Annotated in this window: 17 protein-coding genes, 1 tRNA gene and 1 pseudogene; 14 read left to right on the top strand and 5 right to left on the bottom strand. The window is 70.9% G+C overall.

The window, feature by feature from the left end:
- Nucleotides 1–12: 12 nt before the first annotated feature.
- Nucleotides 13–645, top strand: a pseudogene (gene tmk / locus ACFSOX_RS00240) (dTMP kinase); the annotation flags it as partial.
- Between the two features lie 149 nt (nt 646–794).
- The gene (locus tag ACFSOX_RS00245) at nt 795–1844 is read left to right on the top strand and encodes a DNA polymerase III subunit delta' (protein ID WP_378475787.1); all 1050 of its coding nucleotides are present in this window, start codon (nt 795–797) and stop codon (nt 1842–1844) included.
- Between the two features lie 32 nt (nt 1845–1876).
- Here the strand turns inward: ACFSOX_RS00245 and ACFSOX_RS00250 are convergent, their stop codons facing one another.
- Nucleotides 1877–2020, bottom strand: a complete 144-nt coding sequence (locus ACFSOX_RS00250) for a hypothetical protein (RefSeq protein ID WP_378475788.1) — start codon at nt 2018–2020, stop codon at nt 1877–1879.
- Here ACFSOX_RS00250 and metG point away from each other — a divergent pair.
- Nucleotides 2019–3572 (top strand): methionine--tRNA ligase, encoded by a 1554-nt coding sequence (metG, locus tag ACFSOX_RS00255; protein ID WP_378475789.1) that lies wholly within the window; start codon nt 2019–2021, stop codon nt 3570–3572. The genes ACFSOX_RS00250 and metG overlap by 2 nt on opposite strands.
- A 251-nt stretch (nt 3573–3823) precedes the next feature.
- Here the strand turns inward: metG and ACFSOX_RS00260 are convergent.
- The 3 genes from ACFSOX_RS00260 to ACFSOX_RS00270 all read right to left on the bottom strand — a co-directional run bounded on the left by ACFSOX_RS00260 (nt 3824) and on the right by ACFSOX_RS00270 (nt 6744).
- Nucleotides 3824–3908, bottom strand: a tRNA-Leu gene (locus ACFSOX_RS00260).
- Between the two features lie 367 nt (nt 3909–4275).
- Nucleotides 4276–5709 carry a polysaccharide deacetylase family protein gene (locus ACFSOX_RS00265; protein WP_378475790.1) on the bottom strand — a complete coding sequence of 478 codons (1434 nt, stop codon included), beginning with the start codon at nt 5707–5709 and terminating at the stop codon, nt 4276–4278.
- Nucleotides 5710–5868: 159 nt separating this feature from the next.
- Entirely contained in the window at nt 5869–6744 is an 876-nt protein-coding gene (locus ACFSOX_RS00270; RefSeq protein ID WP_378475791.1) for a polysaccharide deacetylase family protein, read from the bottom strand.
- A 195-nt stretch (nt 6745–6939) separates the two neighbouring features.
- Between ACFSOX_RS00270 and mgtE the strand changes: the two genes are divergently transcribed.
- The 10 genes from mgtE to ACFSOX_RS00320 all read left to right on the top strand — a co-directional run bounded on the left by mgtE (nt 6940) and on the right by ACFSOX_RS00320 (nt 17439).
- On the top strand, nt 6940–8346 hold the full coding sequence (gene mgtE / locus ACFSOX_RS00275; protein ID WP_378475792.1) for a magnesium transporter: 1407 nt from the start codon (nt 6940–6942) through the stop codon (nt 8344–8346).
- Nucleotides 8347–8462: 116 nt separating this feature from the next.
- Nucleotides 8463–10742 (top strand): putative bifunctional diguanylate cyclase/phosphodiesterase, encoded by a 2280-nt coding sequence (locus ACFSOX_RS00280; protein WP_378475793.1) that lies wholly within the window; start codon nt 8463–8465, stop codon nt 10740–10742.
- A 157-nt stretch (nt 10743–10899) separates the two neighbouring features.
- Complete coding sequence (locus tag ACFSOX_RS00285; RefSeq protein WP_378475794.1) at nt 10900–11721, top strand: aldo/keto reductase; 822 nt, start codon at nt 10900–10902, stop codon at nt 11719–11721.
- A gap of 74 nt (nt 11722–11795) precedes the next feature.
- The gene (locus ACFSOX_RS00290; RefSeq protein ID WP_378475795.1) at nt 11796–12614 is read left to right on the top strand and encodes an aldo/keto reductase; all 819 of its coding nucleotides are present in this window, start codon (nt 11796–11798) and stop codon (nt 12612–12614) included.
- Between the two features lie 173 nt (nt 12615–12787).
- Entirely contained in the window at nt 12788–13501 is a 714-nt protein-coding gene (queC, locus tag ACFSOX_RS00295; protein ID WP_378475796.1) for a 7-cyano-7-deazaguanine synthase QueC, read from the top strand.
- A gap of 104 nt (nt 13502–13605) precedes the next feature.
- A complete protein-coding gene (locus ACFSOX_RS00300) occupies nt 13606–14061 on the top strand; it encodes a VUT family protein (protein WP_245428735.1) in 456 nt (151 codons plus the stop codon).
- 205 nt (nt 14062–14266) lie between these two features.
- Nucleotides 14267–14968, top strand: a complete 702-nt coding sequence (locus ACFSOX_RS00305; protein WP_378475797.1) for a ribonuclease activity regulator RraA — start codon at nt 14267–14269, stop codon at nt 14966–14968.
- Nucleotides 14969–15342: 374 nt separating this feature from the next.
- Nucleotides 15343–16170, top strand: a complete 828-nt coding sequence (locus ACFSOX_RS00310; RefSeq protein ID WP_378475798.1) for a hypothetical protein — start codon at nt 15343–15345, stop codon at nt 16168–16170.
- Nucleotides 16167–16574, top strand: coding sequence for a hypothetical protein (locus tag ACFSOX_RS00315; protein ID WP_378475799.1), 408 nt, complete (start codon nt 16167–16169; stop codon nt 16572–16574). The genes ACFSOX_RS00310 and ACFSOX_RS00315 overlap by 4 nt, the downstream gene beginning before the upstream one ends.
- Before the next feature lie 70 nt (nt 16575–16644).
- Nucleotides 16645–17439, top strand: a complete 795-nt coding sequence (locus ACFSOX_RS00320) for a YdcF family protein (RefSeq protein WP_378475800.1) — start codon at nt 16645–16647, stop codon at nt 17437–17439.
- 7 nt (nt 17440–17446) lie between these two features.
- Here the strand turns inward: ACFSOX_RS00320 and ACFSOX_RS00325 are convergent, their stop codons facing one another.
- Complete coding sequence (locus ACFSOX_RS00325) at nt 17447–18151, bottom strand: DUF599 domain-containing protein (RefSeq protein WP_378475801.1); 705 nt, start codon at nt 18149–18151, stop codon at nt 17447–17449.
- A gap of 107 nt (nt 18152–18258) precedes the next feature.
- Here ACFSOX_RS00325 and ACFSOX_RS00330 point away from each other — a divergent pair, with 107 nt between their 5' ends.
- Entirely contained in the window at nt 18259–18657 is a 399-nt protein-coding gene (locus ACFSOX_RS00330) for a rhodanese-like domain-containing protein (protein WP_378475802.1), read from the top strand.
- Nucleotides 18658–18727 lie beyond the last annotated feature (70 nt).

An 18727-nucleotide genomic window follows, 5' to 3' on the forward strand; every position in this document is an offset into this window, starting at 1 on the left:
ACAGGATGTGAGATGCGCGGGAAGTTCATCACGTTCGAGGGCGGGGAGGGGTCGGGCAAGTCGACCCAGGCGGCGCTGCTCGCCACCCGGCTACGGCGGCTCGGCATCGCCGTCGTGCAGACCCGCGAGCCCGGCGGCTCGCCGGGGGCCGAGGCGGTACGGCACGTGCTGCTCAGCGGTGCAGCGAAGCCGCTCGGGGCCGAGACCGAGGCGATGCTGTTCGCCGCCGCCCGGGCCGACCATCTCGAGACGACCATCCGGCCGGCGCTCGCGCGCGGCGCGTGGGTGGTGTGCGACCGCTTCGCCGATTCGACCCGCGTCTACCAGGGCGCGGTCGGCAAGGTCGATCCCGCCATGATCCGGGCGCTGGAGCGCGTCACGGTCGGCGACACGGTGCCGGACCTGACCCTCGTGCTCGATCTCCCGGCCGAGGCCGGGCTCGCCCGCGCGGCAGGCCGGCGCGAAGGCGGCGCGATCGACCGGTTCGAGGCCGAGGACGTGTCGTTCCATGCGCGCCTGCGCGACGCCTATCGCGCGATCGCCGCCGCCGAGCCCGGCCGCTGCGCCGTGATCGACGCGAGCCCGACGCCGCAGCGCATCTCCGACGAGGTGTGGACCGTGGTGTGCGCGCGGCTCGGCGCCGCCCAGGTGCACACCACGGCGATCGGCGCAGACGAGGGCGATCCCGGCACGAGCGAGCCGGAGGCGATCGATCCAGAGGCGATCGATCCAGACTCGATCGATCCAGACTCGGGCGACGCCTCGCGCCGCGCCGCCCTCGGCGCGGCCGTGCCGTGAGCAAGGCGCCGCGCGCCGCGCGCGAGGAGAGGCTGGTTCCGCATCCGCGCGAGACCCTCGACCTCGTCGGCCATGCCGCCGCCGAGCAGACCCTGCTCGCCGCCTACACGTCCGGCCGGGTGCCGCACGCCTGGCTGATCGGCGGGCCGGCCGGCATCGGCAAGGCGACGCTCGTCTACCGCTTCGCCCGCTTCGTCCTCGCTCATCCAGACCCGGCTTCGCCCGCCGTGCAGGCCGCGACCTCGCTGGCGCTGCCGCCCGATCATCCCGTCGTTCGCCGGGTGGCGGCCGACACCGAGGGCGCGCTGCTCGCGCTCGAACGGACGCCCGGCGAGAAGAGCGAGACGGTGCGCACCGTCATCACGGTCGACCAGGTGCGCGAGACGGTCGGTTTCTTCGGCGCCACGGCGACGGGCGGCGGCTGGCGCATCTGCGTCGTCGACGCCGCCGAGGAGCTGAAATACCCCGAGGGCGCCAACGCGCTCCTGAAGATTCTCGAGGAGCCGCCGCGGCGCGCGCTGCTCCTCCTGGTCAGCCATTCGCCGGGTCGCCTGCTCCCCACCATCAAGTCGCGCTGCCGCATGCTGACGCTGCGGCCGCTGTCGGCACCCGAGGTCGCGACGGCCGCCGCCGGGGCGCTCGGACGCGATCCGGGGGAGGCCGGGCTCGCCCAGGCGGCGGCCGCGGCCGACGGTTGCGTCGCCCGGGCGATCGCGCTCTCCGGCGGACCGCTGCTGGCGATGCGCGAGAAGGTGACGGCGCTGCTCGCCGGGCTTCCTCGCACCGACCCGCGCGGCCTGCACGCGCTCGGCGACACGCTGGAGCGGGCCGACCGCGAGACCGTGGAGGCCTTCGTCGACACGGTGCGCGATTGGCTTTCGGCGCAGTTGCGTCATGGTCCTCAGGCGCCGGCCCGGCTCGCCCCCTATGCCGAGGCGTGGAGCCGGCTCGACGCCGCCGCCCGCGATGTCCTCACCCTCAACCTCGATCGCCGCGCGCTCGTCTTCGCCGTGTTCGGCTGGCTTGCCGAGGCGGCACGGGGTTGATACCCAGGCGGCGACATCGCCGCAGCATCTCGTCATTCCGGGCCGGCGCGCAGCGTCGGACCCGGAATCCAGCCACCGACGCCGAGCACACGGCTGGATTCCGGGTTCGCGGCTTCGCCGCGCCCCGGAATGACGGCTGCTTTTTGCCCGGATTGCCTGCGAGCTTCGAAATCCATGGCCTCCAAGCGCTACTACCTCACGACCGCGATCGCCTATCCGAACGGGGCGCCGCACATCGGCCATGCCTACGAGGTGATCGCCACCGACGCGATCGCCCGCTTCATGCGGCTCGACGGCTACGACGTGCACTTCCTCACCGGCACCGACGAGCACGGCCAGAAGATGGTGCAGACGGCCGCCAAGGAGGGGCTCGCGGCGCGCGAGCTCGCCGACCGCAACGTCGCGCTGTTCCGCGCCATGGACGAAAAGCTGAACATCTCGCACGACGACTTCATCCGCACCACGGAGGAGCGCCACTACCGCTCGTCCAAGGCGATCTGGGAGCGGATGAAGGCGAACGGCGACGTCTATCTGTCGAAGTACGAGGGCTGGTACTCGGTCCGCGACGAGGCGTTCTACGCCGAGAGCGAGACCCAGCTCGACCAGAACGGCACCCGCGTGTCGACCAAGACCGGCACGCCGGTCGAGTGGGTCGCGGAGGAGAGCTGGTTCTTCAGGCTGTCCGCCTATCAGCAGAAGCTGCTCGATCTCTACGAGCGGGTGCCCGACTTCGTGCTGCCGAAGGAGCGCCTCAACGAGGTCGCGAGCTTCGTGCGCGGCGGGCTGCAGGATCTGTCGATCTCCCGCACCACCTTCGACTGGGGCATCCCGGTGCCGGGCGACGAGAAGCACATCATGTACGTGTGGGTCGACGCGCTGACCAACTACATCACCGGCGTCGGTTTCCCCGACACCGACAGCGCGATGTTCCGGAAGTACTGGCCGGCCGACCTGCACGTGATCGGCAAGGACATCGTGCGCTTCCACGCCGTCTATTGGCCGGCCTTCCTGATGTCGGCCGGGGTCGACGTGCCGCGCCGGGTCTTTTCGCACGGATTTCTGTTCAACCGGGGCGAGAAGATGTCGAAGTCGGTCGGCAACGTGATCGACCCGGTCGGGCTCGCCGAGCTCTACGGTGTCGATCAGCTCCGCTACTTCTTCCTGCGCGAGGTGCCGTTCGGTCAGGACGGCAGCTATTCGCACGAGGCGATCGTCAACCGCATCAACGCGGATCTGGCGAACGACCTCGGCAACCTCGCGCAGCGCTCGCTGTCGATGCTGGCGAAGGCGTTCAAGGGCGTGATGCCGACGCCGGGCGCGTTCACCGAGACCGACAAGACGATCCTCGACGCCGCCGACGCGCTGGTCGGCAAGGCGCGCGAGCAGATGGCGACTCAGCAGATCCACCGGGTGCTCGAGGCCGCGTGGGCCGTGGTCGCCGACGCGAATCGGTACTTCGCCGGCGAGCAGCCGTGGGCGCTCGCCAAGACCGATCCGGTGCGTCAGGGCACGGTGCTCTACGTCACGGCCGAGGTGCTGCGCCAGGTCGCCATCCTGGCCCAGCCGGTGATGCCGACGGCCTGCGGCAAGCTGCTCGACATCCTCGCCGTGCCGGCCGACGCCCGCGATTTTTCGCAGCTCGGCGGCGGAACCCGCATCGCGCCCGGCAGCCAGCTCCCGCCGCCCACCCCGGTCTTCCCGCGCTGGATCGAGCCGGCGACGGCGTGAATTTCGGCGCGGCGCCGACGGCCAGGAGGGCCGAGCGAGGGGGCCGAGGCGCCCGCGCGATCGAGATGCGGGGCGGGGCGACACTGTCGTCCCGCCCTCTGCCCATCCGGGCCTGCACGATCGATCGGCCACCGTCGCCCCGGATCGGGCACGGTGCGCCGTCCGGCGGGTGCCGGATTCGATCAGCACGGATTGATCAGGGAGCAGCTTCGCCCGGTCGAAGCCGGCTCGGAAAAGCCGACGGCGAAGTCTGGTGCGGTCGAGAGGACTCGAACCTCCACGGGTCGCCCCACTAGCACCTCAAGCTAGCGCGTCTACCAGTTCCGCCACGACCGCATCAGGGGATATCGATGCCGGCCGGTGACGGCCCGGGCATCGAGGCGACGGCGAGGGTGTAACAAATCGATGATGCCGCGACAAGACCGGCGAAGCCCCGAAAACTCGGATTTCGGAGCCGGGTTGCGGGGCGGCGCGGCACCGAATCCGACGGCCGGCCGAATCGCCGGCACGGCACCGGCGCGCCGCCGGCGAGGTCGGCCCGTGGTCGGCCGGAGGTCGGCCGAGAGGTCGCCCGGTCCGGGGCGTGAGGCGCGCCGGAGGTCGGCGGGCCGGGGCCCGGTGTTCCCGTTGCGGGGTCGAGACGACATCGGCCGGGACGAGGCCCGGCCGATCCGAGACATCGGGCTGTCGCCGCCGGGCGCGATCACGGAATTCCGAGCTTCGGCAGGGCCGAGGTGGAGAACGGCCAGCGGCCGAGCAGGCCGCGCGGCGTGGCACCGGTCGGCTCCGGCGCCGGCAGCGGTGCCGCGGTCGTGGTCGGCGGCGGTTCCGCGGCGAGCGACACGGGCGTGGTCGCCGGCGCCCGCGGGCCGGCCGGCGGCTTCAGGGCGGCCAGTCGCGGTCCGAGCGGTGGGCGCGCCTCGCCGGGACCGAACACCGGCACGGGCGGCAGCAGAGCCGCGTGGCCGGCGGTGCCGAGCACCGGGCTCGCCGGGGCGAAGTCCTGATCCCGGCCGAAGCTCCCCATGCTCGGGACCGGCAGGGCGACCGGCTGGGCCGCGGCGCGGCTCGCCGCCGCGTCGTCGAGGTGGCGCGGCCACACCGGCTCGGGCGGCAGCGGCACCGCGCGGGCGGGGGCGCGGAAGCTGCGCATCTGGGAGCGCGCCACGACGGGCGCCGGACCGAGCGCATCGATGACGCCGACGCTCGTCGGGTCGTAGGTCGGCAGGATCGGGTCGGCGAGCAACGTCTCGATGGTGAAGACCGGCGTCGGCCACGAGCCGCCGTTGCCGCTACCGTTGGCGGTGCGACGGCCCATCCACTGCTCGGGCGTCGTCGCGGTCTTCGGCAGGTCGGCGCTCGCCGGCACCACGTGGACGATCTTGTAGCCGCGCGCCTTCAAGGCCTTGAGGAGGCCGGGCAGGGCCAGCACGGTCGCCGGCTGGATGTCGTGCAGGAGCAGCACGCCGCGGCCGCGCGCCTCGATCCGCTCCAGCGCCCGCTTCATCACCTCGTCGGCCGAGATGTGCTTCCAGTCGTCGGCCGGGAAGTCGGCGCTCCAGGTCATCAGGCCGCGCGAGACCAGCAGGCGCTCGACCTCGTCCCGGCGCAGGAGACCCGGGATGCGGAAGAACGGCGCCACCGCGGCGCGGTCGCCGAGCGCCGCCCCCGCATTGGCGATGCCGCCCTCGATCTCCGCCTCGGCCTGGCCGATCGGCATCTTGTGGAAGGTGAGGGGATGGCTGTTGCTGTGGGTGCCGATCGTGTGCCCCTCGGCCTGCATGCGGCGCACGATGCTCGGATAGGCGTGCGACATCCGGCCGACCAGGAAATACGTCACCTTCACGCATTCCGATGCCAAGATGTCGAGAACCCGGTTGGAGTAGGGCGGGATCGGCCCGTCGTCGAAGGTGATCACCACCTCCTTGTGCTCCAGCGGCAGCGACTCGCGATACTGCATCACGCCGATGCGGGCGTGCTCCATCGGATCGACCACCAGGGTGCGGCTGGTGCCGAGCGCGTTCGGGTTACCGGGGCACTGCGCGGCGGGGGGCGTGGCGGCCGTCGGCGAGGCGGCGTGCGCCGCGGGGGCGGCCGCGGCGGCGAGCAGCGACAGCGCAACCGATGATGCGATCAACGACGGACCACTCGCACACGACCGGCGCATGACCTGCCCCTTCCCCCGATCACTCGGAATGCCAACACTTTTTTCCATAGTCACGCGCGATTGGTAACCGGGAAAAGGGTAAAATATCGTGTACAGATGATGAAATCGTGGCCGTGTGCCCTGCCCGCATCAACGCGGGCCGGTCGCCGTCCGGACCGGCGGCGGGACCACGTGGACGATCCGAAAGCCGCGTGATTTCAGAGCCCTGAGAAAAGCGGGAAGCATCTGGACGGTCTGCAGCCGCGGATCGTGGAAGAGCAGGATGCCACCGCGCGACGCCTCCAGCCGGGCGAGCACCAGATCGAGCTGCTGGCCCGGCGTCATGTCGGTCCAGTCGCTCGCCCACAGGTCCGCGCCGAACACGACGATGCCGCGCTCCCGCAGCCGGTCGAGCAGGGCGGGCGTCGAGGCGAAGCCGGGGAAGCGAAAGAACGGCGTCGACGGCCGCTCGCTCGGCCGACCGTGCAGCGCCGTCTCGACGGCCACGAAGCCATGATCGATCTCGCGCTCGGCGGCCGTCGGGGACATCCGGTCGAGCAGCGGATGCGCGAAGGTATGATGGGCGACCGTGTGGCCCTCGGCGGCGATCCGGCGCAGCAGCGCCGGGTGCGCCAGGGCGTGCTTGCCTAGGACGAAGAAGCTCGCCCGCACGCATTCGCGCGCCAGGGCGTCGAGCACCCGGTCGGTGCGGCCGGGGCGCGGCCCGTCGTCGAAGGTGAGCACCACCTCCATGTCGGCGAGCGGCAGGGTGTCGGCGAAATGCTTGCGGCCGACCCGCGGCGTCGTCGCCGGATCGACGGTGAGGATGCGGGCGGTGCCGAGCGCGCCGCTGCGGCCCGGACACGCCGTCTGCGCGTCCGCCGTCTGCGCGTCCGCCGTGGGCGCGGCGAGCATCGTCGCGACCGTCGCCGCGAGCAACGTCGCCGCGAGCCTCGTCGCCGCGAGCTTCGCCCTCACGAGCCTCGTCGCGACCGTCGTCAGGACCATCGGGCCGGGCCGAATCATCCGCTGGATCCGCACACTCGGGATGCGGATCGTCCGCAGCCTGGCCAGGGCGTGCCATGCGGATGTGGCGAGGGCGGGGCAGTCGTGCGGGGGCGTCATCATGCCGTCGCAGGCGATTTGCCACGTCGGATCCGCCCGCGTAAAAGCCGGACCAGGGCGCGTGGCCGAGCGCCCGTCCCGATCGTGAGAATCGAGATGCCGAACCAGCCCGAGACGAGCACCGAGGCGGGAGACGTCGTGCTGCGTGACGAGGACGGCGCGATCGCGGCCGGCTTCGTCGCGCGGGTCACGTCGGCGATCGAGGCGGAAGACGCCGCGGCGCTGCGGCATCTCGTCGGCGACATGCACGAGGCCGACGTCGGCGACCTGATCGAGGCGCTCGATCCCGCGCTGCGGCCGCGCTTGATCGCCCTTATGGGCGCCGACTTCGACTTCACGGCGCTGGTCGAGGTCGACGACACGGTCCGCGAGGAGATCCTCGAGGAGCTCGCCCCCGCGGCGGTCGCCGAGGGGGTGCGCGATCTCGACTCCGACGACGCCGTCTACATCCTGGAAGACCTGCCCAAGGACGAGCAGGACGAGATTCTCGAGCAGCTTCCCTCGCTCGATCGTCGCGCCCTCGAGCGCAGCCTGCAGTACCCGGAGAACTCCGCCGGGCGACGCATGCAGTCCGAGTATGTCGCGGTGCCGCCGTCGTGGACGGTCGGCCACACGATCGACTTCCTGCGCGACAACGAGGAGCTGCCCGAGCGCTTCTTCGAGATCCACGTGGTCGACGGCGACGACAAGTTGCTCGGCACCGTCGCGCTCGACACGCTGCTGCGGACCCGCCGGCCGACGCCGGTCGCCGAGCTGATGGACGCCGGCCGCCGCCGCGTCCACGCCACCGACGACCTCGAGGAGGTGGCGCGCATGTTCGAGCGCTACAACCTGATCGCCGCGCCCGTGGTCGACGAGGGCGACCGGCTGGTCGGCGTCGTCACGGTCGACGACGTCGTCGACGTGATCGAGGAGGAGGCCGAGAAGGACATCAAGGCGCTCGGCGGCGTCACGGGCGACGAGGAGCTGTCCGACTCCGTGTGGACGATCGCGCGCGGCCGCTTCAACTGGCTTCTGGTCAATCTCGCGACGGCGTTCCTCGCCTCCTCGGTGCTCGGCCTGTTCGAGGGCGAGCTGCAGAAGATGGTGGCACTCGCCGTGCTCGCTCCGATCGTCGCGAGCCAGGGCGGCAATGCCGCGACCCAGAGCATGACGGTCGCGGTGCGGGCGCTCGCCACGCGCGAGCTGCACGACGGCAACGCGGCCCGGATCGTGCTGCGCGAGGTGCTGGTCGGCGTCGTCAACGGCGTCGCTTTCGCGGTGATCACCGGCGTCGCCGCGGCGGCGTGGTTCAGAACCGTCGACCTCGGGGTGGTGATCGGGCTCGCGATGATCTGCAATCTCGTCGCGGCCGCCCTCGGGGGTATATTGGTCCCGCTGGTCATCGAGCGGTTTCGGCTCGATCCGGCCGTGTCCTCCGGCGTGTTCGTCACGACCATCACCGACGTGGTCGGCTTCTTCTCGTTCCTGGGAATCGCGAGCCTGTGGTTCGGCTTGAAGTGAACGCCGAACAGCCGACCGAAATGTTCCGTCAGACGCTCCATTTCGACCTTTGCTGACCAAGTATTAACTCCCATACTGCTACAAATCGGGACGAAAAGTCCGCCGAAGGTGGCTTCATGGGTTCCGCTGACAGCAGCGGCGAAGGCAGAGCGAAGGGATCGGACCAGCACGCCGCCGAGCCGCCGCGTGCGGCGAAGCCGCGTGCCTGGGCCGGGGCCGCGCGACCGGTGTCCGGCTCCCTGCTGGCGCTCGCCGCGGCACTCGCCTGTGGCCTCGTGTCGGTGGCGGCCGTCCTCTATCTCGTCGTTCGTCCGGACGATTCGGTCGCGCTCGAACGGGCGCGGGTGGGCGTCACCCGGACCTTCGCCGAGTATCGCAGCGTGTTCGGCGACGTCGCGCTGCAGCGCGCCCGGGCGATCTCCGCCACCGGCGCCGCCGACGTCATTCCGGTCGACATCGAGCAGCACCTGGCGCCGGCCGGCCTGCCGCACTTGCGTCATCGCTGGGCCTTCCTGGTCCGCCGTGACGGCTCGCTCGCGGCCGCATATCCGCCGGATGTGCGGGTGGTGCCGCCGTCCATCGTTTCGTACATCGCAACCTTTCAGCCGGGCGACGGGCCGTCGCGAAGCGGCGCGCGGACCGACCTGGCGCTGATCGACCGCGCCGTGCCGGTGCAGACCGAGATCCTTCTGATCGAGCAGCAGCCCGCCGTGGTCGCCATGGTGCCGGTCGGTGCCGGGTCGGCGGGCGAGGCCGAGCTGACGCTGGTGCTCGCGGTGCCGATCGACGGGCCGATCGTCGCCGCGATGGGGGAGACGGCCGGCGTGCGTGGGCTGCGCTTCGACACCGACCCGGGCGAGGCGTCCGGACCGCTTCATTCGCAGACCGATTCGCGCGGACGCATCGTCGGCTGGTTCGGCTGGGAGCCGCCCGACGACGCCGGCAACCCCGCCTGGCTGTGGCTGTTGCCGGTGGTCGGTGGGGCCGCCTTCCTCGGCTTCGCCGGCCTGTCGCTCGTCCAGATCCGGCGCGCGGCCGGCGGACTGGAGCAGATCGAGGTCGAGCTGCGCCGCATCGCCCAGGAGGATCCGCTCACCGGCATGCCGAATCGGCGCAAGATCATCGCCGCGCTCGGCTGCGCCTTGAAGGCGCGCGGTCCCGACGAGAGCATCGCCTTCGTCTGCATCGACCTCGACTCGTTCAAGGAGATCAACGAGGTTCTGGGGCACGAAATCGGCGACCGGCTGATCGCCGAGGCGTCCGAGCGGCTGCGCAGTGTGCTGCCCGCGACCGCCGAGGTCGGGCGCATCGACGGCGACGAGTTCGCCGTGGTGATGGGCGTGCGCAACGGCGCCGTGGCGGTCGATGCGGCGAACGCCTGCGCGCGCCGCCTCGCCGCGCCGTTCCACATCCGCGACCAGGTCATCAACGTCACGGCGAGCGTCGGGCTCGCACTGGCGCCGCGAGACGGAGAGAGCGCGCATGAGCTGATCCGCCGTGCCGATCTCGCGGCACGCGCTGCCAAGAAGATGGGCCGCGGCCGCATCCTGGCGTTCCATCACGGGCTCGAGGACGAGATCAACGAGCGGCGCTTCATCGAGCAGGAGCTGCGGCTCGCGCTCGCCGACGACGGGCTGACGGTCGCCTATCAGCCGATCGTCGCCGGCGACGGGCTGCGCATGGTCGGGGCCGAGGCCTTGGTGCGCTGGAAGCACGCGGTGCGCGGCAACATCCCGCCGAGCGTCTTCGTGCCGGTGGCCGAGCAGGCCGGCCTGATGATCGAGCTCGGCGAGTTCGTGCTGCGCCGCGCGCTCGCCGACGCGCGCGACTGGCCCGAGCTGTTCATCGCCATCAACCTGTCGCCGATCCAGGTGCGCGACCGCGGCCTGGTGCGGGCGGTGGCGAGCGCGCTCGCCGACTCCGGCATCGATCCGTCCCGGGTGGTGCTGGAGATCACCGAGGGCGTCCTCATCGACAACCCGGAAGACGCCAAGCAGCGCCTGAAGGAGCTGCGGGCGCTCGGCGTCAAGATCGCCCTCGACGACTTCGGCTCCGGCTATTCGAGCCTCAGCTATCTGCGCCGCCTGCCGATCGACAAGCTCAAGATCGACAAGGAGTTCGTCGCGCCGCTCGGACGTTCCGCCAACGGCGGCGTGATCCTGCAGGCGATCGTCGCGCTCGGCCGCGCGCTCGGCCTTTCCGTGCTCGCCGAGGGCGTCGAGACCGAGGAGCAGCGCCTGCTGCTGCGGCTCGCCGGCTGCGACGAGATGCAGGGCTACCTGTTCGCCCGGCCGATGCCGGCCGCCGCGCTCCGCGAGATGACGGGGCGCGGCCTCGTCCTGCCCGGCACCGCCCTCGGCGACGGCGACGATCTCGTCAACGGCGTCGATCCTTGAAACCAGCCGGTCTGCCCGTCGCGGCAGGTGCTTGCGTGGCGGCGCCGATCCGGACACGCTCGTCCGCCGGCCGACGTCGTCGGCCGATGCCCGCGACCCGCACGCCTGTGCGGTTTCTCCACAACGATCGCGGGCGGATCATCATGGGGAGTGACACATGCAGACCGTGGAGGCGAACGGGGCCCGGATCCCGGCGATCGGGCTCGGGACCATGACCCTGAAGGGCGAGACCTGCGTCGAGATCGTCGACGCCGCGGTCCGGCTCGGCTATCGGCATCTCGATACCGCGCAGATGTACGGCAACGAGGCCGAGGTGGGGCAGGGGCTGCGCGCCTCCGGTGTCGCGCGTGAAGAGGTCTTCGTCACCACCAAGGTGTGGCACGCCAATCTGGCGCCGGGCGACTTCGAGCGCTCGTTCGACGAGAGCCTGAGGAAGCTCGATCTCGCCTTCGTCGACCTCCTCTTGATCCACTGGCCGAACGCCGCGGTGCCGATGGCCGACATGATCGGCGCGCTCTGCAAGGTCGCGGCCGACAAGCGCGCCCGCCATGTCGGTGTCGCCAACTTCACGGTCGGCATGGTGGAGGAGGCGGTGCGGCTCGCGACCGTGCCGCTGGTGACCAACCAGATCGAGGTGCATCCCTACATCGACCAGCGCCGGCTGATCGAGACGTGCCGAAGCCACGGCCTGTCGATCACGGCCTACTGCCCGCTCGCCCGCGGCGAGGTGCCGTCCGACCCGGTGCTGCGGCGCATCGGTGCCGCGCACGGCAAGAGCGCCTCGCAGGTGGCGCTGCGCTGGCTCGTCCAGCAAGGACTCGTCGCCATCCCGCGCACCGCCTCGCGTGACCGTCTCGCCGAGAACCTCGCGGTGTTCGATTTCACGCTTTCGGCACAGGACGTGGCCGACATCGCCGCGCTGCGGAAGCCGAACGGTCGGCTGGTGAGCCCGGCGCACGCGCCGGTCTGGGACACGTGATCCGATCCGTTAACGGCTCGCCGTTATAATCTCTGCAGGGGCGCTCCGTGGGACGGAGCGCCGGAGAGGACGGCATGGAGTACGTCACCGCCAACGGCGCCACCATCCCGGCGATCGGGCTCGGCACCTGGGAGCTCAAGGGCCGGATCTGCGCCCGCACGGTCGAGCAGGCGCTGCGGTCCGGCTACAAGCTGATCGACACGGCCGAGGTGTACGAGAACGAGCGCGAGGTCGGGGAGGGCATCCGCGGCTCCGGCCTCAGACGCGCCGAGGTGTTCGTCACGACCAAGATCTGGCCCGATCACCTGGCGCCGCGCGAGCTCGAACGCGCCACCAAGGGGAGCCTCGCCCGGCTGCGGCTCTCCGAGGTCGACCTTCTGCTGATCCATTGGCCGAACCCGCGCATCCCGTTGTCCGAGACGATCGGGGCGCTGTGCAAGATGAAGCAGGTCGGCTTCGCGAAGAACATCGGCGTCTCCAACTTCACGGTCGCGCTGCTCGACGAGGCCGTGAAGCACGCGAGCGAGCCGCTCGCCGTCAACCAGATCGAGTGGCATCCGCATCTCGACCAGAGCAAGGTGGTGGAGGCCTGCCGGCGCCACGGCATGGCCGTCACGGCGTTCAGCCCGATGGCGCGCGGCGCCGTGTTCTCCGACCAGGTGATGCGCGAGATCGCGGCGGCGCACGGCAAGACCCCGGCCCAGGTGAGCCTGCGCTACATCATGCAGGCGGGTGGCATCCCGATCCCGCGCGCGGCGCGGCTCGATCTCCTCACCGAGAATCTCGCCGTGTTCGACTTCGTGCTCGGCGACGACGAGATGGCCGCGATCCGCGGCCTCGCCCGCCCGAACGGCCGCATCGTCAACTGGAGCGGCGCGCCGAAGTGGGACTGAGGCGGCCCCGGCGTCTTCACCGGGAGTCGCGCTCGCCGGGATAGGGGCCTGCATGCAGGGCCGGTTGACAAGCCGGTCGGGCGGGCCGATTTGCGCACAGCCCTTCGGGCGCTGCGGTCTTCCCGGGCTGCCTCGTCGGGCGGCGACGAACCGGCGAAAACGATGGTCGTGTGATGAGCCTGCAGGATGAAACCGCCCTGGTGCTGTTCTCGGGCGGCCAGGATTCGACCGTCTGCCTCGCCTGGGCGTTGTCGCGCTTCTCGCGGGTCGAGACGGTCGGCTTCGCCTATGGCCAGCGGCACGCCGTCGAGCTGCAGGTGCGGCCGCGCATCCGCATGCAGATGGCCGCCCTCGACCCCGCCTGGGCCGAGCGGCTCGGCCCCGACCACCTGATCCCGCTCGACGCGCTCGGCGCCGTCTCGGAGACGGCGCTCACCCGCGACGTGGCCATCGAGGTCGCCGAGGATGGGCTGCCGACCACCTTCGTGCCCGGCCGCAACCTCGTCTTCCTCACCTTCGCGGGGGCGCTCGCCTATCGGCGCGGCGCCCGCCATCTCGTCGCCGGCATGTGCGAGACCGACTATTCGGGCTATCCGGATTGCCGCGACGACACCGTCAAGGCGATGCAGCTCGCCCTCAATCTGGGCATGCAGCGCCGCTTCGTCGTCCACACGCCGCTGATGTGGATCGACAAGGCGCAGACCTTCGCGCTCGCCGAGCAGCTCGGCGGGGCGCCGTTCGTCGACCTGCTTCTCGAACAGACCCACACCTGCTATGTGGGCGACCGCTCGGTCCGCCACCCGTGGGGCTACGGCTGTGGCACCTGTCCGGCCTGCCGGCTGCGGGCCGAGGGCTTCTCGCAATGGATGTCCGCTCGCCGATGTTAACCCCCGATCTTCGCCGTCGCTCGGAAGGGCTCGTTTTTCTTGTCCTTTTCGCTCTCACGATTCCGGCCGCCAACTGGCTGATCCAGCATGCGGGCACGACCTGCGTGCCACGTGGGCCGTGCCTGGTGCCGGTGCTGCCGGGCCTTTCGGCGCCGTCCGGCGTGCTGATGGTCGGCGTCGCCCTGGTGCTCCGCGATCTCGTGCAGCGCCGGCTCGGCGTGCTGGTCGCGGCCGCCGCGGTGCTGGTGGGTGCGCTCCTGTCCGCCTTCCTGGCGCCGCCCGCTTTGGTGATCGCCTCGGCGGCCGCCTTCCTGGTCTCCGAGATGGCCGATCTCGCCGTCTACACGCCGCTGGCGCGCCGCCGCATGGTGACGGCCGTGCTCGCCTCCGGCCTCGTCGGGCTCGTCGTCGACTCGCTCCTGTTCCTGTGGCTCGCCTTCGGCTCGCTCGACTTCCTGGCCGGCCAGGTCGTCGGCAAGGCCTGGATGGTGCTCTTGTCGATCCCGTTCATGCTGTGGCTGCGCCGCCGTGACGAGCGCCTCGGCCTGGTGGCGGCCTGACTCTGATCCGTCGTCCTGAGGTGCCGGGCGTCGCCGGACCTCGAAGGACGGGCAGCCACCCAAGTCGGCGTCGCCGACTTGGGCTTCAATGGTGTCGATCTCTGGCAAGCACGAGATCGATGCCGTCGCCCTTCGAGGCTCGGGCTTTGCCCGAGCGCCTCAGGGTGACGCTTACAATCTCTCGATCTCCGAACAGGAAACCCCAATGTCCGCGGCGCTCTACGACATCCTGAAGAAGGTGACGACCGCCACCGTCACCACCATGCTCTTGAAGAAGGGCATCCGGCGCTGCTGGATGGCCGGGCCGAAGCCGCTGGTCGGCGGCGGCGAGCGCCTGGTCGGCCCCGCCTTCACACTGCGCTTCGTCCCGGCCCGCGAGGATCTGGCGACGCCGGAGAGCTGGTCGAAGCCGATCTCGACCCGTGGCGCCATCGAGGCGATGCCGGAGAACTGCATCGTCGTCGCCGACGCCATGGGCATCACGTCGGCCGGCATCTTCGGCGACATCCTGTGCGCCCGCATGAAGAAGCGGAACGTCACGGCGCTGGTCACCGACGGCGTCATGCGCGACCGCACCGGCGTGCTGGCGAGCGGCTTGCCGGTGTGGTGCGCCGGCGTCGCCGCGCCCGCCTCGGTCAACGGGCTCACCTTCGTCAACTGGCAGGAGCCGATCGGCTGCGGCGGCGTCGCGATCTTCCCGGACGACGTGATCGTCGCCGACGACGACGGTGCCGTGGTGATTCCGAAGGATCTGGTCGAGTACGTCGCCCACGAGGGTGCCGAGCACGAGCTCTACGAGAGCTGGGTGTTCACCGAGGTGGAGCGCGGCGTGCCGCTGCCCGGCCTCTATCCCCCGAACGACGAGGCCAAGGCCCGCTACGCCGCCTGGCGGCAGAGCCGGAGCTGACGGCGGCCGGCCGATGCGCGCGCCGGGCGATCAACAGTTCGCGCACGGACGCCGCGGTCGGCACGCGAAAGTTGCGGCTGGCGCGTGACCTGCACTAGGCTTCTCTCGGACAGCTGCCGAGGGAGGCCCCGATGCGGTTTCTCGTGCACGTCCTGCTCGCCGTGCTGCTGTGGTCCGGGAGCCTCGCCGGCGCCCAGGAGCCGGCGACGCCGCAACCGCGGGAGGCGGCCCCCGACCTCGTCGCCGAGCTGCGGATCCTCGAGGCGACCCTTGCGGAGTCGTGCCGGACCGGGGTCGACCGGCTCGACGATGCTGCCTGGACTGCATGGCGGCGCCGCGAGGTGCTCCTGGCCGGCATGGACGAGATAACGCGGGTGCGCATCCAGCGCGGCAGCCGGTTGACGCCGGAGTGCCGGACCCGCCTCGCCGAGCTGGCCCGGAGCCGGGCGGAATCGACCTTCGCCGAGTGGCACCGCCACGCCTATCGCGACGGACCGATCGCGCGCATGGATCGGAACGGGCCCGAGCCGTGGGCGAGGGCGGCACCGTCGACGCCCCCCACGGCGCCGACCTTCGGTGGGGGACGTGCACCGGAGACGAACAAGCCGTTTTTCCCGTGGCCACCGCCGACGCCGTCGACACGGCGCGCCTTCTCGCCGGACGTCGTCGCGGACAGGCCCCGGGCCCGGACGGTCGGAGAGGTCGCCGACCGGCTTCGCGCCATCACCACGGCCGCCGACTTCGACCAGATCAACTACTACGCCGTACCGGGAGGGTTCGCCCTCGTGACCCGGATCGAGCGTCTCGACGCCGTCACCGGTCGGCCCCTGGCGAAACCCGACCGTTGGCCGAGCCGTGCCGTCGTCGCGAGCGCCGGGATCAGCTTCTGGGACATCTTCGGGCTCGTCCGCACACCCGGCTATCACCGTATCATCGTGTTCGTGCTGACCAACAAGGCGGTCGAGATGCGCCCGGTCGGCGACGATGAGTTGCAACGACTGACGGAGGCCTGGGCGCAACAGGGCGCCGATTTCCTGGATCCGGAGATCCGTGCCTTGCCGGTGACACCCCATCATGCGCTCCTGGTGCTGGTCTACGAGTTCGAGCGGACGGGCGAGGAGACGCGGCATCTGCGTCCGAGCCGGTGGACGCTCGACGAACACCTCGAGAGCATCGGCGCGAGCCTGAAAGCGCTGCCATGACGGTGCGCACCGCCAAGCTCGTGCTAACGGCGCTTTGGGGCGTCGCGGTGATGCCGCTGCTGCTGATCCTGATCCTGCGCCAGCTCAACGGTTTCTACGGCACCGAGGCGGAGGCGGCCTGGACCTGGGTTGCCCAGTACGTATTCCCGGGCATGACTCTGATCGGCGGCGCCTGGACCGTGACCGACCATCCGGAGGACGCCGAGAAGCGGGCATCCGCCGTCGTGGTCTGGGGGGCGCTCGTCCTGTCCGCCTTCTACCTGCTCGTTCTCTATTTGGTCCTTGGCGCCCAGGCGCGTGGCCCGGTCAAGGACGTGCTTCAAGGCTCCGGGCTGTTTCTCGGACTGATCCAGGGCGTCGTCGTCGGCTGGCTCGGGAAATTTTTCATCGAGGCGAAGCGCTGACCTTTCGCGGCGCGGACGCTCCGACTCGGCGACGGCTTGACGCGGGCGCCGGGGAACGCTTCACCGGGGCATGTTCTTTCCGGTCTCCAAGTTGCTCGGCTTCTTCGCCCTGCCGTCCAACGCCGTGATGGTGCTGGGCCTCGTCGGCCTCGCCCTGATGGCGACGCGCTTCGCGCGGCTCGGCCGCGGCCTCGCGGTCGCGAGCCTCGTCCTGCTCGCGGTGCTCGGCTGGTCGCCGCTCGGCAACGCCCTGATGGTGCCGCTGGAGGAGCGGTTCCCGCCGTTCCGCGACGACGGCCGGCCGATCGCCGGCATCGTCATCCTCGGCGGGGCGACCACGCCGGACGTCTCGGCGGCGCGCGGCGAGGTCGTGCTCAACGAGGCGGCCGAGCGGATGACGGCGGCGGCCGCGCTCGCCTTGCGCCACCCCGAGGCGCGGGTGATCCATTCGGGCGGCGATCCGGGATTCCTGTACGGGGAGGGGTCGGAGTCGGTGCCGGCGCTGCGCCTCTTGCGTGAGCTCGGGCTGCCCGACGAACGCCTCGTCGGCGAGGACCGGTCGCGCAACACGGTGGAGAACGCCCTCTTCACCAAGGCGATCGCACGACCAAAATCGGGCGAGCGCTGGCTGCTCGTCACCTCGGCCTATCACATGCCGCGCGCGATCGGCGTGTTTCGGCGGGCCGGCTTCGCGGTCGAGCCGTACCCGGTCGACTGGCGCACGGTCGGGCCGGCCGATGCGCTGCGGCCGTTCGCCTCGATCGGCGACGGGCTGCGCCGCACCGACACGGCGATGCGCGAATGGGTCGGCCTTCTCGTCTACTGGCTCACCGGCAAGTCGTCGGAGCTGTTCCCGGCGCCGTGACTCGACGTCAGTCCGGGGGCTGGTCGTCGCGCAGCGCGCGCAGCGAATCCGACGCGAACTGCCGGTGCCAGACGACGAAGACGACCGCCGCGGTCGAGGCGATCAGCACCCACGGGCCGATGAACCAGCCCAGATAGGCGAGGGCGAAGAACAGCGCCCGCTGGCCGCGGTTGAAATGCATGGCGGCCGAACGGAACAGCCGCGTGGTGCGGCGGACGTGGCGCTCGGCCTCCTCGCTGCCCTGCTCGGCGGCGGGTGGCGTCGCCCCCAGCATGATCGCGACGTAGTTGAACAGCCGGTACGACCACGCGAACTTGTAGAAGGTGTAGACGAAGATCACGGTGAGGCCGACCGACTTCACCTCCCACAATTCGCGCGCGCTCGGCATCGAGACGGGCAGGGTGGAGAGGATCGACGCGACCTGGTCGGTCGAGCGCACCACGGTGAGCGCGCCGCCGATGGCGAGCAGCGAGGTCGAGGCGAAGAAGGCGGCGCCGTTCTGCAGGGCCGCCATGATCTGGGTGTCGACGATGCGCGACTCGCGCCGCAGCATGCGGCGCATCCAAACGGCGCGCTCCTCGTCCATGCGCGCATTGAGGGCGCCACGGCCGAGCCGCGTCCATTCCATCGCGACAGCGTAGCTCGTCCAGGCGAGGACGAACACCGAGATCGCCACGAGATCGAGCGGGTCGAACCATCCGAGCATCGCCATTCCCCCCGATTGCCAATCCGCGCGTGGTCGCCACAATGCCGGCCCGCCTCGCCACCGACGTCCCGCTTCGCCGGTGCCGTTCCGGTGCCGACGCCCAGGAGAAACTCATGAGTCAGACCATCACGAAGCACGTCGCCGATCTGGTAGCCGAGGCGGAGCGCGAGATCGAGACCCTCGGTGTCGACCAGGCGATCGCCCTGCATGGCGACCCCGGCGTCGTGTTCGTCGACCTGCGCGACATCCGCGAGCTCGATCGCGAGGGCCGGGTGCCCGGCGCCTTCCACTGTCCGCGCGGCATGCTGGAGTTCTGGATCGACCCGGCGAGCCCCTACCACAAGCCGATCTTCGCCCAGGACAAGAAGTACGTGTTCTTCTGCGCGGCCGGCGCCCGTTCGGCGCTCGCCACCCTGACGGCGAAGCGCATGGGGCTCGCCCCGGTCGCCCATGTCGGCGGCGGCTTCGGCGCCTGGAAGAAGGCCGGCGGCCCGATCGAGATCAAGGTGTAGGCGGGCGAACGCCGATCGCCTCGGGGTCGTTCCGAGCGGCGCTCTCGGGCTGGCGCGTCGCGCCGCCCGA

This window comes from Rhodoplanes azumiensis (assembly GCF_042682915.1).
In the GTDB taxonomy this organism is placed as follows: domain Bacteria; phylum Pseudomonadota; class Alphaproteobacteria; order Rhizobiales; family Xanthobacteraceae; genus Rhodoplanes; species Rhodoplanes azumiensis.

Bases quoted from the DNA above. Each gene is read 5' to 3' on its own strand.
- metG (WP_378475789.1), top strand. From the start codon at position 2,019: ATGGCCTCCAAGCGCTACTACCTCACGACCGCGATCGCCTATCCGAAC.
- ACFSOX_RS00250 (WP_378475788.1), bottom strand. From the start codon at position 2,020: ATGGATTTCGAAGCTCGCAGGCAATCCGGGCAAAAAGCAGCCGTCATT.
- ACFSOX_RS00270 (WP_378475791.1), bottom strand. From the start codon at position 6,744: ATGATTCGGCCCGGCCCGATGGTCCTGACGACGGTCGCGACGAGGCTC.
- mgtE (WP_378475792.1), top strand. From the start codon at position 6,940: ATGCCGAACCAGCCCGAGACGAGCACCGAGGCGGGAGACGTCGTGCTG.
- ACFSOX_RS00280 (WP_378475793.1), top strand. From the start codon at position 8,463: ATGGGTTCCGCTGACAGCAGCGGCGAAGGCAGAGCGAAGGGATCGGAC.
- ACFSOX_RS00285 (WP_378475794.1), top strand. From the start codon at position 10,900: ATGCAGACCGTGGAGGCGAACGGGGCCCGGATCCCGGCGATCGGGCTC.
- ACFSOX_RS00290 (WP_378475795.1), top strand. From the start codon at position 11,796: ATGGAGTACGTCACCGCCAACGGCGCCACCATCCCGGCGATCGGGCTC.
- queC (WP_378475796.1), top strand. From the start codon at position 12,788: ATGAGCCTGCAGGATGAAACCGCCCTGGTGCTGTTCTCGGGCGGCCAG.
- ACFSOX_RS00305 (WP_378475797.1), top strand. From the start codon at position 14,267: ATGTCCGCGGCGCTCTACGACATCCTGAAGAAGGTGACGACCGCCACC.
- ACFSOX_RS00315 (WP_378475799.1), top strand. From the start codon at position 16,167: ATGACGGTGCGCACCGCCAAGCTCGTGCTAACGGCGCTTTGGGGCGTC.
- ACFSOX_RS00320 (WP_378475800.1), top strand. From the start codon at position 16,645: ATGTTCTTTCCGGTCTCCAAGTTGCTCGGCTTCTTCGCCCTGCCGTCC.
- ACFSOX_RS00325 (WP_378475801.1), bottom strand. From the start codon at position 18,151: ATGGCGATGCTCGGATGGTTCGACCCGCTCGATCTCGTGGCGATCTCG.
- ACFSOX_RS00330 (WP_378475802.1), top strand. From the start codon at position 18,259: ATGAGTCAGACCATCACGAAGCACGTCGCCGATCTGGTAGCCGAGGCG.